This is a genomic window from Planococcus halocryophilus (assembly GCF_022489025.1).
Classification (GTDB): Bacteria; Bacillota; Bacilli; order Bacillales_A; family Planococcaceae; genus Planococcus; species Planococcus halocryophilus_A.
Genome location: NZ_JAKVTG010000013.1, coordinates 83,605 through 96,770, shown reverse-complemented (window position 1 = coordinate 96,770; position 13,166 = coordinate 83,605). Strand labels below are relative to the sequence as shown.

Annotated in this window: 11 protein-coding genes; 9 read left to right on the top strand and 2 right to left on the bottom strand. The window is 40.5% G+C overall.

Annotated features, from left to right (window positions below; translation table 11 throughout):
* Positions 1 to 312 precede the first annotated feature (312 nt).
* Together MLE13_RS13855 and MLE13_RS13850 are read left to right on the top strand one after the other, a co-directional pair.
* Positions 313 to 1,272: an S-layer homology domain-containing protein gene (locus MLE13_RS13855; RefSeq protein ID WP_240750270.1), complete on the top strand. Its 960-nt coding sequence runs from the start codon at positions 313 to 315 to the stop codon at positions 1,270 to 1,272.
* A 246-nt stretch (positions 1,273 to 1,518) separates the two neighbouring features.
* Positions 1,519 to 2,661: an SH3 domain-containing protein gene (locus MLE13_RS13850; RefSeq protein ID WP_240750269.1), complete on the top strand. Its 1,143-nt coding sequence runs from the start codon at positions 1,519 to 1,521 to the stop codon at positions 2,659 to 2,661.
* A gap of 91 nt (positions 2,662 to 2,752) precedes the next feature.
* Here the strand turns inward: MLE13_RS13850 and MLE13_RS13845 are convergent, their stop codons facing one another.
* Together MLE13_RS13845 and MLE13_RS13840 are read right to left on the bottom strand one after the other, a co-directional pair.
* Positions 2,753 to 3,703 carry an ATP-grasp domain-containing protein gene (locus MLE13_RS13845; protein ID WP_240750268.1) on the bottom strand — a complete coding sequence of 317 codons (951 nt, stop codon included), beginning with the start codon at positions 3,701 to 3,703 and terminating at the stop codon, positions 2,753 to 2,755.
* 11 nt (positions 3,704 to 3,714) lie between these two features.
* Entirely contained in the window at positions 3,715 to 4,773 is a 1,059-nt protein-coding gene (locus MLE13_RS13840) for an LLM class flavin-dependent oxidoreductase (protein WP_240750267.1), read from the bottom strand.
* 634 nt (positions 4,774 to 5,407) lie between these two features.
* Between MLE13_RS13840 and proB the strand changes: the two genes are divergently transcribed.
* From proB to MLE13_RS13805, 7 genes are all read left to right on the top strand, one after another.
* On the top strand, positions 5,408 to 6,193 hold the full coding sequence (gene proB / locus MLE13_RS13835; RefSeq protein WP_346429173.1) for a glutamate 5-kinase: 786 nt from the start codon (positions 5,408 to 5,410) through the stop codon (positions 6,191 to 6,193).
* A gap of 18 nt (positions 6,194 to 6,211) precedes the next feature.
* Positions 6,212 to 7,489: a glutamate-5-semialdehyde dehydrogenase gene (locus tag MLE13_RS13830; protein ID WP_240750266.1), complete on the top strand. Its 1,278-nt coding sequence runs from the start codon at positions 6,212 to 6,214 to the stop codon at positions 7,487 to 7,489.
* A gap of 400 nt (positions 7,490 to 7,889) precedes the next feature.
* Positions 7,890 to 8,678 carry an HpcH/HpaI aldolase family protein gene (locus MLE13_RS13825; protein ID WP_240750265.1) on the top strand — a complete coding sequence of 263 codons (789 nt, stop codon included), beginning with the start codon at positions 7,890 to 7,892 and terminating at the stop codon, positions 8,676 to 8,678.
* Positions 8,679 to 8,698: 20 nt separating this feature from the next.
* Positions 8,699 to 9,619, top strand: a complete 921-nt coding sequence (locus tag MLE13_RS13820) for a dihydrodipicolinate synthase family protein (protein ID WP_240750264.1) — start codon at positions 8,699 to 8,701, stop codon at positions 9,617 to 9,619.
* 120 nt (positions 9,620 to 9,739) lie between these two features.
* Positions 9,740 to 11,206, top strand: a complete 1,467-nt coding sequence (gene gucD, locus MLE13_RS13815) for an alpha-ketoglutaric semialdehyde dehydrogenase GucD (protein ID WP_240750263.1) — start codon at positions 9,740 to 9,742, stop codon at positions 11,204 to 11,206.
* Between the two features lie 151 nt (positions 11,207 to 11,357).
* Positions 11,358 to 12,350: a 2-hydroxyacid dehydrogenase gene (locus MLE13_RS13810; RefSeq protein WP_240750262.1), complete on the top strand. Its 993-nt coding sequence runs from the start codon at positions 11,358 to 11,360 to the stop codon at positions 12,348 to 12,350.
* A 30-nt stretch (positions 12,351 to 12,380) separates the two neighbouring features.
* Positions 12,381 to 13,082 carry a GntR family transcriptional regulator gene (locus MLE13_RS13805; protein ID WP_240750261.1) on the top strand — a complete coding sequence of 234 codons (702 nt, stop codon included), beginning with the start codon at positions 12,381 to 12,383 and terminating at the stop codon, positions 13,080 to 13,082.
* The last annotated feature ends 84 nt before the right edge of the window (positions 13,083 to 13,166 follow it).

The following is a 13,166-nucleotide window of genomic DNA, read 5'->3' as shown; positions in this document are numbered from 1 at the left end:
CGATGACTTTATGAAGGGTCTTTCTCTGTTTAGTAGCTAAAAATAAAAAAATACAATACCTTTTTCTTAAGTAGCGTATTATAATCAGAATGTTAAGCAAAAAATAGTTAGAAAGGGATGGTCAAAATTTAATAAGTTAGTATGCATTGCCTAAATAAATGGAAAGGGAAGTAACTTTTGGAGAATTACAGCTTTTCGAATAATAAACCCAATCATCAAGTTAGTTTATGTTCAAGTCTTTTAAAAGAGTAAGTAGATTTACAGCGTATCTTCATGTTGTACAGTTGCTTGACCAAAATTGGAGGGAAATAGATGAAAGTTAAATCACCATTAATTACAAAAATTGCACAATCTTCAGCTTTAACTATGATATTAGTTGCTCTTACAGTGTCACCTGTTTCAGCCGCAACATTCACAGACGTGTCAGAACGCTATGAGCCAGCGGTCAATTACTTGGTGAATCAAGACATTACAAACGGTGTTTCAAAAACCAAATTTGGCATCGATCAAAACGTTAAACGCGGAGATGCGGCAATTATTTTGGCGCATGCGCTTGGATTTACAGAAAAAGATGCGCCTTCTTCAGGATTTGGGGATGTACCTACACGTGGAGTCGTTGCCATTAATGCTTTAAAAGCTGCAGGAATTGTCAATGGGAAATCTACTAAGAGTTTCGGCTTTAACGACTTAATGAAACGTGGAGAAATGGCACTGATGCTAACGAAGTCAGCTGCCTATAACATTAAAGGAGATAAATCGAAGCTAACTTTTACGGATGTGAATGACCGTTATGCAGATGCTGTTGCAGCTCTTGTTGATAATAAAATCACGGCAGGAAAGTCAGCTGCTAACTTTGGAACAAATGATCTTTTAAAACGAGGGGAGTATGCTGTTTTTATCCATAAAATCGAACAAAGTATTGAAAAAGAACCGGTTGTGCCGTTTACGTTAACGAAGTATCAAGGACTTTGGGAAACCAAAAGAGCGAATAGCCAAGATTTTTATATGTCTGTGAATATTGAAGACATAAAAGGAAACGTAGCTAAGGTTCAAGTCGATTCAATGTCTTATGGTGCGATGTACATTGGCTCGGTATACAGTGAAGCAAAATTTGTAGATAACAAAGCGAGAATCTATTACAGCGAAGATGGCTTTAATGGAAGTGGTGTCATAACAATCGAATTGTTAGAAAGTGCGGTAGGGGTGACAGTCGTAAAAAGCAATGAAAGAGGCTATATATTCGAAGGCAAATACAAAGCTTATAAAAAATGAAATAAAAGATTCTTTTGTTGATGAATGAAAAATCCATAGGGATTATTTAAAATTTAGCAATATATAGACGTATTTCAGGTAGTAAAAAAATTAGTCTATGTCAAGATTTTGTATAAAGGAAATGCCATTTTCATCGTATGAATTGACCCTTTAAATATAAGAGTTGTTAAATTAAGAACTATTGATAAATATATATAAGCTTAGTAATAGGTTTAAATAACTAATTGGAAGTGGGGAAAAGTAAAGTTGAAAAAAGTATTGAGTGTTATCGTCCTATTATTTATCTTAGTCCCTTTGTTTTCGTCCATCACAGAAGCTACCACTGTTCGTGAAGTAAAGAAAACGCAAGTTTCAACACAACTTCGGGTATCTGCAAGCCCAAAAGCAAGTGTCATAAGTACTTTGCCAAAAGGGTCTTTAGTAACTCAGCTTAATACGGTAAAAGGTGGATGGTCTTACGTTCAAACAAGTAATAAAAAAGGATACGTAGCGACAAGTTCCCTTGCTGTTTCAAGTAGTAAAACTAAAGTTGTGAGTCCGAAAAGTGGGTTAGTAATAAAAGAGACTGGATCAGCAACTTCTAAAACCCTTTCTACTCTTAAACAAAATGTAATTGTAGAAGATTTTGGTACGGTTGGTGGTGGTTGGTCGCTTATAAAGTCTGGTAATGTGACAGGCTATGCTAACTCCAAATCAATTACTGATACAAAGCCGGTTAAAAAATACACGAATGCTAGCGTAATACTAAGAGACGTTGCAAGCACAAGTGGGAAGAAGACAGGTTCTCTAAACAAGAACATAGAAGTCTATGTCCATTCACAAGTATCTACCTGGTCGTATGTAACAAGTGGTTCCATTAAAGGCTATGTACCAACTAGTCAATTATCAGCAAAAAAACAAGAAACACAGTCACAAAAATTGAATTCCTTTATCGACATGCGTCCGTCAAAAATTAAATGGATGAAATATTATTTAGATGGAAATGTATTGCAAGGAAATGTTCGAAATGATGTTGAAGGCAAAGTGTATAGCTATACAATTCCATCTGTCTACACATCGTTTTCAGCAAAAAGCTTTCAGATCGGGACTCCAGATTCTGACTTTGTATGGATTGATATTCCTGCACCATTAACTCAAAACAAAGCCGCAGCCCTCTACGATTTCGACTGGAATTTATACAAAGATGTTCAAATAGGAAATGCATACTTACGCAGTACAAAGGAAACAGTTACGACACCTGCGGGAACATTCAAAAATGTTGTACACATTGAAACAAAACTTACTAATATATCTTTCACGATTCACTATTATTTTGCGCCAGGTTATGGATTGATTAAAGTAAAAGATTCTAAAAATCGTCTATCCTATGAATTGCGGAGTTATAAATAATAATGGTTGGAAAATTTAATCTATACAAAGAGATTGCATAAAGAAAATGCCACCTTCGAAATCAAACGATTTCGAAGGTGGCATTTTTGGATTATGCTTTAACTTTCAAATCCTTCAACTGACTCCCAAGCAACTGCGCCAGTTCCAACATCCCGTATTTACCTGCAGCCGCTTCAGCATCCGCATTATAATTCGTATTCGTATTAACATCGTATGTGAAAATATCTCCGTCGCCATTACGGATAAACTCAATTCCTGCCACAGCAATTTCGTTGTCGCGAAGAAATTCTTCATATTTTTCAATAATCGAATCATTGAATCCTTCCACGATTTGAAACTTCGGTTTTTCTTCCACTTGTTCGCCAACCGGGCACATTAAATCATCAATACGGCAAGCATCGGCTGGGCATAATTCAAATCCTTCTGAAGTATCTACTTGAACGGCATAAACAAATTTTCCACCGACAAATTCACAGCGCGTGATAAATGGTTCGGGGGCTTGGATGTATTCTTGGATTAGCGTTATGCCGTCAATGGATGGCTCAAAATCCTCACTGTCTAGATATTCCTTTAGTGCATCAATAGAGTGGAATAAGCGAACCCCGAGTCCTTTACCGGCACGGTTGTGTTTGGTAATAAACGATGGGGCATCTAATTTTTGGGCAGCCTCAATAATTTGCGCGCGACCATTTGCGGCAATTGTTTTTGGCGTCTGGATGCCAGCAGCGTTTAGCGCCATGGACTGGTTGACTTTGCTGACTTCGAGACGCAATGCGCGCGTGCCGTTAAAGACTTTTCTGCCGTGATGTTCGAGCCAGGCGAGCAAAGAATCAGCCATTTCTGGTGCGAAGCGGTGACCTCTTGTGTGAGAAGAGGCGCTCATGCGACTGTAAAAGACGCCTTCAGGAGGGACGTCGTTTAAATCCACTAATCCTTCATTGATAAACCAATCTTCATACGGCAATTCTAGTTCGTCTAATCGTTTAAATAAGTGCGTCGTCCATTCTTCGTTTTCATGTATCACATAAATTTTTTCAGTCATAAGTATCCTCCTTAGTTGGTAAGCGTTTTGAGCGCTTGGCGTTTTTCTTCAACGAGTGGCATCACTTGTGTTGAAAAGCGTTCCATTTCTTCTAGTTGCGGTGAAAATTGCAGCAGCAGTAAATCCAGACCGGCTTGTTCGTAAGCTAAAATCCGCTCAGCGATTTGTTCGGGTGTGCCGATCAAGTTCGGACGAAGGCCACGGTTAGAGACTGAATAATCTTCTAGTTTCACTTGTTGCTCGAGTTGTGATTTGCTGACAAAATCGTCATAACCGACATAACCGCTCGAATCTTTCATATCGACAATACGGGCATATTCCGTCGCGACTTCTTCTTCCGTATCACGGCACACGACATAAGCGGCCATGCCAAATGACTGGAGCGGCGATTTCCCAGCAAGTTGTCGCAAGTTTTTCATGTCTTCGATTTTCGCTGCGATTTCCTCTACAGTTCCGCCGTGCATCACATAGGCGTCACATGCGTCAACAATCGATTTCTTGCCACGCGGGCTTTCGCCTCCAGCATAGAGAATTGGGTTCGGGCGCTGCACGGGTTTTGGTGCTAAGCGTGCATTTTGAACATCGTAGTATTTTCCTTTAAATGAAAACACTTCTTCGGTCCACATGCCTTTAACGACTTGCAAAAACTCATCTGTTCGGTCATAGCGTTCGTCATGCTCGGTAAATTCCCCGCCGTATTGACGGGCTTCTTCTGCCCACCAAGCCGATACAACATTTAATGTGAAGCGACCATTGGAGATTTGGTCAATATTTGCTGCCATTTTCGCAGTTACTGCTGGGTTATGAAAGGCGGGACGTATGGCCGTCATAATTTCGATTTTTTCTGTCACAGCAGCAAGTCCAGCGGCTGTTGACCAAGCTTCTAACGAATCGGCTTCCATTCCTTTTATATCATTCAAATTCAGTTCAGCGATCAAGGTTGTGTCGTATCCCCATTTTTCGGCCGACTGTACTACTCGTTTTGCATAGTCAAAAGTAGTTGGCATATTTTCATCTTCTACATTGCGTAGCCATCCGCCGAAGATCGGCAGCCAAAATCCATATTTCATCTATTATTCATCCCTTCCACTAGAAGATTAGACTGTTGCAAAATTCACTCAATTAGCGAGTAGAACTATTATACAATAAAACCTTCAATTCTTACCAGTAAACTTGGTTTTAATTTTTTGTCCGGAAAATCTACTTAAAATTGAGGGGGTGTCTTGCGCCAACTCAGCCTTGAATAAGAAAAAATAAAATCTTATTTAGAAAAGCCTGAGACCTTAGATACATAAGGCTTTGACCGCTAATAAAGCCGTTTAAAAACTGGATGTAATTTGGAAAGAGACAGAATGTATGTTAACCTTGCTACTTACTCTTTTGTTTAAAGGTCTATAGTGTAGATCGTTAAACAATACCGAACGTTGCGAAACACTGGTGGGGAAATGCTTAGATTTAAAGGGAAGACCTCAAGTACGGTTTTAAAATCTATGCAAGGTTATGCGCTCATCACATTTTTAAAATTAGTACACATCTTTTCACCAGGTCTATTTGGTCCATTACGTTAAATAGAAAATCGTAACAGCGTATCTAATTCGGTAGATTGATGACAATCTTTAATTGGAAAACATGCTTAAAATCGACGTTTTTCCGTCTTTAGAAAAAGAGGAGAAATTTTTTATTTAAAATAGGAGATGATAGTTAGTGGAGAAGAAACGAATTGTAGTGAAAATCGGTAGTAGCTCGTTGACGGATTTAAATGGGAAATTGTCAATCAGCAAACTGCGTGGACATGTAGATGCATTGGCACGCTTGAAACAACAAGGCCATGAAGTGGTGTTGATTTCATCCGGTGCAGTCGCTGCAGGATTTAAAAGCATTGGTTATTTATCGCGTCCAGACAAAGTGGTCGATAAGCAATCGGCTGCAGCTGTAGGACAAGGGTTATTGTTACAAGCTTATGCAGACGAATGCAAAAAGCACAGCATCGTCGCTGCTCAATTGCTATTGACGAAAGATCTATACAAAAATGCCAATGCCACGATATCCAATTTGTTGGAGCGTGACGTCTTGCCAATAATCAATGAAAATGACTCGGTTGCTATGAAAGAATTGACGTTTGGAGACAATGACATGTTATCCGCTTTAGTCAGCAAGCTCATAGACGCAGACTTTTTAATGATTTTGACAGATATTAATGGCATCTACCAAGACAACCCAATGAAAAATCCACATGCTGAAAAATATACATTCCTCACGGAAGTTCATCAAGAGATGGAAAATGCAGCAACCTCAGAAGGCGCATCAGGCGTCGGTACCGGCGGGATGAAATCAAAAGTAGAAGCTGCAAAAACTGCAGCAGATGCAGACATCCAAGTATTTATCGGATCTGGAGAAGGTAGCGAAAAACTGGTTGATATTTTTGAAGGAAAAGGCGATGGTACGTATATTGGGCCATTAGTCGAACCGAAAGTATTAGTAACTTTATAAATCGAAAGGGGACACAGAATGACTAGACTTCTAAAAGAAGAACGCATGACAGAAACCGAATTGATCACGAAAGCACAAAAAGCTAAAGAGGCCGCTTTCCACTTAGCGAAAGCTACGACAGCCGAAAAAAATGAGGCGTTGGAAATTATCTCCGAGCAATTACTGGAAGAACAAGCTTTTATATTAGATGAAAACGCGAAAGACATAGCGGCCGGACGCCAATCCGGGATGAACGAGTCGTTAGTGGATCGCTTAACGCTAGATGCAGCTCGCTTGAAAGATATGGCAGATGCACTGATCCAATTAACTCAATTAAATGACCCCATCGGAGAAACCCTCGAAAGCTGGGAGCAGCCCAATGGACTGTCGATGACCAAAATCCGTGTACCGATCGGTGTCGTCGGAATGATCTATGAAGCGCGACCTAACGTAACCGTTGATGCCTCAAGCCTGTGCCTGAAAACAGGAAACGCAATTGTCTTGCGTGGTAGTTCAACCGCCATAAATTCGAACAAAGCAATCGTTCAAACAATTCGCCGTGCTTTGGAAAAAACCAAACTACCGGTAGAAGCGGTTCAATTGCTAGAAGACACACGCCGAGAAACAGCGTCTCAAATGTTCAAACTCAATGACTATTTGGATGTCCTGATTCCACGCGGTGGCGCAAAACTGATCCAAACGGTCGTTCAAAATGCGACAGTACCTGTTTTGGAAACAGGAGCGGGCAATTGCCACGTCTTTATTGATCAATCAGCAGATGTAAAAATGGCGATCGATATTGCAATCAATGCCAAAACGCAACGTCCTTCTGTCTGCAACTCTTGTGAAAGCATTCTGGTTCATAAAGAGTGGGCAGCTGATCATTTAGCCCAACTGGTAACTGCTTTAGAAGAACACGATGTGAAAATCCACGGAGATGCGACAGTGCTACAAGTATCTTCTACGATTTCTCCAGCCACAGATGACGATTGGGCAAAAGAATATTTAGGATTTGAAGTGGCCATCAAAGTGGTCGAAACAGTCGATGAGGCTGTAACACATATCAATAGCTACGGCACCAAACATTCAGAAGCCATCATTTCAGCAGATGCGCCAAGTGTCGAACAATTCTTTAATGAAGTCGATGCCGCAGCCGTCTATCACAACGCGTCAACACGCTTTACAGATGGTTATGAATTCGGTTTTGGCGCAGAAATTGGCATCAGCACGCAAAAACTTCACGCGCGCGGTCCAATGGGATTGCCAGCACTGACGTCAACGAAATACATTGTTAGAGGCAATGGACAAACGAAATAATTCTGTCATCCCTCTAGTTTAAAAAGGGCTATCCCGAAAAGTCGTATCTACGGACTTTCGAGGATGGTCCTTTTTTGTTTTTTCATCTTAAGTTCATCTCGTTTAGCGAGGTAGCGATTAAAAGCCGTCGAGCACACCGATTTAGCAGCCTTTGAAACTTTTACTAGAGAAATGTAGAAAAAAAATAAATTATTAATTGACAACTATATGAAATCTGATATATCATATCTCATATAGTTAAGTTTTCAGAAAATTAACTATATGACAGGTTATAAAAAATTGATCACAAGTATGGATTGTCACTATTAAAAAAGAAGTGCGAATAAGTAAGAGCAAGCAGCCAAATAATCACAGCAGTAAAATTGCGAATAGACTACAAAATAAGGGAGGATGATTAGCTTTGTTTTATAACAAGTTAAAAGCCCAATTGCAGGCAGATTCAAAAGAAACCGCATTTAGTATATTCGTCGGATTTCCTAGTACACAAATGGTGGAGATGGTCGCATATAACGGATTTGATGTAGTGGTGATCGATAACGAACATGGCATGTTGTCAGATGAAAACGTTGAACACATGGTCATTGCAGCAGAGAATGCCGGTGTTACGCCACTGGTTCGGGTAGTATCAAGTGACCCAGCTCATATCCTTAAAGCGATGGATCGAGGTGCACATGGTGTTCATGTACCGCAAGTAGATGATAAAGAACAAGCCACTCAAGTAGTGAAAGCGGTTAAATATCCACCAATTGGAAAACGAGGAGCAGCTTTCTCCATGAGAGCAGCGAAATATGGAACAGAGCCGATCGCCGAATATTTGGCACATGCCAATACCCAGAGTTTAGTATGCATCCACATCGAATCAGAAAAAGCGATGGAGAACTTGGAAGAAATTTTAAGTGTTGAAGGAATTGATATGGTCTTCATCGGACCAACTGATTTGTCTGTTTCTCTAGGGTATGGGGGGAGTATCGATCATCCTGAAGTGCTGAAAAGTATTGATGAAATTTACCAGTTGGCAACAGAACGTGGAGTGAAAGTGGGAATTCATACGAAGAGCAAAGAAGGTGCAAAACAGCGTGAGGAATGGGGAGCCGACTACGTGTCCTTAACGGTGACTTCTCTCTTAAATGAAGCTTTCAAAGCCTATATTACTGGCGTTAAAGAAAAGAAGATAAAACAAAACCACTAAACTAGAGGAGAGATGACCTAATGAATTATGCCGATTTCAGCAAAAAATTCTCAACTATATCCGCGATTAACATGCTTCCTTTTGATAAGGAAACCAAAGCAATCAACTGGACCGGATTGGAAGAAAATATTGAATTTCTTCTTCAGAATAAGATGGAAGTCCTCGTTCCCAACGGCAATACAGGTGAATTTTATGCATTGACTGTAGCTGAAGCAAAAGAGACCACGAACAAAGTTGTTGAACTTGTAGCTGGACGTGCGACCGTTATGGCTGGCATAGGATACGCAGTAGAGACTGCCATCGAATTAGGGAAGGCGGCACAAGAAGCGGGAGCGGACTGCGTGATGATTCATCAGCCGATTCATCCTTATATCACATCAAGAGGAGCGGTTACGTATTTTAAAACAATAATCGAAGCATTGGATATTCCTTCTATTATCTATTTCAAAGATCCTCATCTCAGTGATGAGGTGTTACAAGAGTTGGCTCCTTTGGAGAAATTGGTAGGAGTTAAATATGCGATTAATGATTTGCCCCGGTTTGCTAAATTGGTTCAGACAGTTCCTAAAGAATACAATATTGCATGGATTTGCGGAACAGCAGAAAAATGGGCACCTTTCTTCTATAATGCAGGAGCCGTAGGTTTTACATCCGGCTTAGTAAATGTATACCCTGAAAAATCTCTTGAATTGCTTAATGCTTTGCGTCAAGGAAATCAGGAAACGGTATGGAAGGTATGGAATGAAGTTCTTCCATTCGAGGATTTGCGTGCTAAATACAATAACGGCAACAACGTAGTAGTGATCAAGGAAGCCATGGAGCAATTGGGGTTAACAGCCGGAGTCACAAGAGAACCGGTTGATCCGCTAAATGAAGAAGACAAACGAGAGGTTGCCGAGCTTTTAGAATCTTGGAAAATGGGATTAAGTAGAATAATTTGATCTGGATAAAAGGGCTGCCTGTAAACTGATGAAGTAATTCATAGTTTATTGCAGTAATTAAAAGCTATGATTGAAAAAATCAATAAACCAATCAAATAAATCAAAAATTAGGAGGATATTATGACAACTCATACTGAAGTTAAAACTTATTTAAATTATATTAATGGTGAATGGCATTCATCCGATACAGGAAAGACGAGCGAAAGTTTCAACCCTTCAAATAAAGATGAAGTACTCGGTTCGTTCCAATTGTCTTCATCTAATGATTTGGACAACGCAGTAGAGGCGGCAAAAGCGGGCCAAAAAGTCTGGCGCAAACTGTCAGGCACTGCAAGGGGTGATTTCCTTTATAAAGTTGCCTCGGTCCTAGAATCGAAGATAGAATATGTTGCAGAAGCAATGACCAAGGAAATGGGAAAGACGTTTACAGAAGCGAAAGGTGAAACAGCGCGCGGTGTGGCAATTCTACGTTATTATGCCGGTGAAGGTATGCGCCCAGTCGGTGATGTTATTCCATCTTCCGACAGCGAAGCCCTAATGTTCACTAATCGGGTACCGCTCGGAGTCATCGGAGTCATCACACCGTGGAACTTTCCCGTCGCAATCCCGATTTGGAAAATGGCACCTGCGCTTATTTATGGAAACTCCGTTGTTCTAAAGCCGGCAAGTGATACTGCTGTGACCGCTGCACGTGTCGTCGAATGCTTCCATGAAGCAGGCATGCCTGCTGGTGTCATCAACATGGTGACCGGCTCAGGTTCAGTCATCGGACAAGGTTTGGCAGAACATCCTGGCGTGGATGGCATTACGTTTACTGGGTCCAACGCAGTGGGCAAACAAATTGGCCGTGCAGCGCTTGACCGTGGCATTAAGTACCAATTAGAGATGGGTGGTAAAAACCCGGTAATTGTCGCAAACGATGCGGATCTGGACTTAGCAGTGGAAGCCACAATTAGCGGTGGTTTAAAATCGACGGGCCAGAAATGTACTGCGACCAGCCGTGTTATCGTGCAAAGCGGCGTTTACGAGACATTCCGTGAAAAACTCGTGAAAAAAGTGGCCGAAATTACCGTCGGCGATGGCATGGAAAATGACAACTGGATGGGACCTGTAGCTAGCGAAAATCAGTTAAATAATGTCTTGTCTTATATTGAAAAAGGAATAGCAGAAGGCGCTGAACTGTTGCACGGAGGAAATCAACTGACAGACGGAGCCAAGTCCAATGGTTACTTTATTGAACCGACAGTTTTTGACAATGTCACAAGTGATATGACGATTGCTCGGGAAGAGATTTTTGGACCGGTACTGGCTTTGATGAAAGTTGATACGATGGAACAGGCACTTGAAATCGCAAATGATTCGGAATACGGCTTGAGTGCTTCGATATTTACAACGAATATTGGCAATATGCTAGAATTCATTAATGATATGGAAGCTGGGCTTGTACGTGTTAATGCGGAAAGCGCAGGAGTCGAGTTACAGGCACCATTCGGCGGCATGAAACAATCCAGCTCACATTCCCGAGAACAGGGAAGAGCAGCCATTGAATTTTTCACTTCGATTAAAACAGTATTTATAAAAAAATAACAAAACAGATGGTTGAAGCAGTAATGAGATATAGCTAATCACTCCTTGCGCTGAAAATAATTTATTAATCCAGCTATTGACTCTAGTGATAAATCTGATATATCATATTTAATGTAAATTGATTTTTCAGATAATTTTAGTAGGAGGTTCTATGAAACCAAAAGTCCTTGTCTATAACCATATTTCTGAAAAACTACTCGATGAGTTGGCGAATCATTGTCATATTATGCAAGCAACTCCTAGTGAAGTATCTTTTAGGGAGCATCTTTCGTCCGCTGAAGCGATAATAGGGTCAGGCTTGAAGGTCAACAAGAACCTAGTGGATCACGCGCCCAAATTAAAGTTTGTAGCGAACATCTCCGCGGGTTATGATAATCTAGATCTTATAGAACTGAATGCCCGTGGAATACTGGCGACAAACACCCCTGACGTATTAGTCGAGACGACCGCAGACTTGATTTTTGGCTTACTACTGTCGGCCGCGAGAAGAATACCTGAACTTGACCAATATGTGAAATCCGGGAAGTGGAACGGCAAAATTCCTGCTGAACTGTTTGGAGTGGACATTAACCGTAAGACGCTTGGAATTATTGGCATGGGGAGCATCGGCAAAGCGGTAGCAGAAAGAGCGCATCATGGTTTCAAGATGGATATTCTCTATCATAACCGTTCACGAAATTATGCTGCTGAAGAAGAGCTAAACGCCCGGTATGAAAGCCTTGAAGATCTATTGAAGAAATCAGATTTTGTCTGTTTGATGGCACCGCTTACTTCTGAGACAATAGGAATGATGGGCAAAAAAGAATTCAGACTGATGAAAGAGACTGCCATTTTCGTTAATGGTGCCCGTGGACAACTGGTAAAAGAGGACGAATTGATCACAGCACTTGAAAATTGCGAAATCCTCGCTGCCGGATTGGACGTGTATTTAAACGAGCCACTTAATACGAAGAGTCCATTGCTGAAGTTGAAAAACGTCGTTACTACGCCACATGTCGCTTCAGGAACTCATGAAACGAGGTACGAAATGGCGAAATTGGCCATAGAAAATTTGGTTAAGGGGATAACAGGAGAAAGGCCTCCAAATTTGATCAATCCTGAAGTATTAGAGGTCAATGCAAAGTTAAAATTTGATACATCATAAATAGATTATAAAGAAAGGGAGGACTCAAAAATGGACGTTAATATTCATAAAAAAATCAGTCAGCAGTCGCGTTCAATTAGAGAACTCATTTATGAAAATTTAAAAGAAGCAATTCTTGCGGGAAGTTATGAGCCTGGATTTCACCTGAGAGAACGCGAACTAGCAAAAGAATTTCAAGTAAGCACAACGCCGATTAAAGAAGCTTTGCGCCAATTGGAAAAAGAAGGATTGGTGATTTCAAAAGCAAGAAGAGGTTCGTTCGTATCGACGAGTGTGATGAGTTCAGTGGAAGAAATTACCTTGGCACGAGCCGCGCTTGAAGGCGTAGCGGCAGGGCTTGCGGCACTGAAAAGAACAGAAGCAGAAGCAGACAAACTTCATTCGATTCTGCTGGAAATGAAAAAGTATGCAGAAGAAAAAAATATCGAGAAGTTGCAAGAAGTGAATATTTATTTTCATGAAACGATCCGGGAAGCTGCAAAAAATAATTATATTGCTAACCAGATTGAAGCTGTCCGTTCATTTGACCAATTTATCCGAAAAAAAGCTTTAGCTGATAAAGAAGAACATCTTCGTGCTTTTGATGATCATTACAATATATATCAAAAGATTCGTGACAAAGACGCAGAAGGTGCGGAATATGCTATGAGAAACCATATTAATCGTACCAAGTCATTCGCTCTAGGGAAATTGAAAGAAGAGAACAAAAAAGTAGTAAAGCATACACCTTAACATTTATTTTTTTAAATTTATTAAAAAAATCTGGTGAATTAACTTTTTTTCGTAAATATGATATATCAGATATCAAAAGTTGAT

Excerpts from the sequence above, each read along its gene's own strand:
- MLE13_RS13810 (WP_240750262.1), top strand. The coding sequence starts at position 11,358 with ATGAAACCAAAAGTCCTTGTCTATAACCATATTTCTGAAAAACTACTC.
- MLE13_RS13845 (WP_240750268.1), bottom strand. The coding sequence starts at position 3,703 with ATGACTGAAAAAATTTATGTGATACATGAAAACGAAGAATGGACGACG.
- MLE13_RS13805 (WP_240750261.1), top strand. The coding sequence starts at position 12,381 with ATGGACGTTAATATTCATAAAAAAATCAGTCAGCAGTCGCGTTCAATT.
- MLE13_RS13820 (WP_240750264.1), top strand. The coding sequence starts at position 8,699 with ATGAATTATGCCGATTTCAGCAAAAAATTCTCAACTATATCCGCGATT.
- MLE13_RS13830 (WP_240750266.1), top strand. The coding sequence starts at position 6,212 with ATGACTAGACTTCTAAAAGAAGAACGCATGACAGAAACCGAATTGATC.
- MLE13_RS13840 (WP_240750267.1), bottom strand. The coding sequence starts at position 4,773 with ATGAAATATGGATTTTGGCTGCCGATCTTCGGCGGATGGCTACGCAAT.
- MLE13_RS13855 (WP_240750270.1), top strand. The coding sequence starts at position 313 with ATGAAAGTTAAATCACCATTAATTACAAAAATTGCACAATCTTCAGCT.
- gucD (WP_240750263.1), top strand. The coding sequence starts at position 9,740 with ATGACAACTCATACTGAAGTTAAAACTTATTTAAATTATATTAATGGT.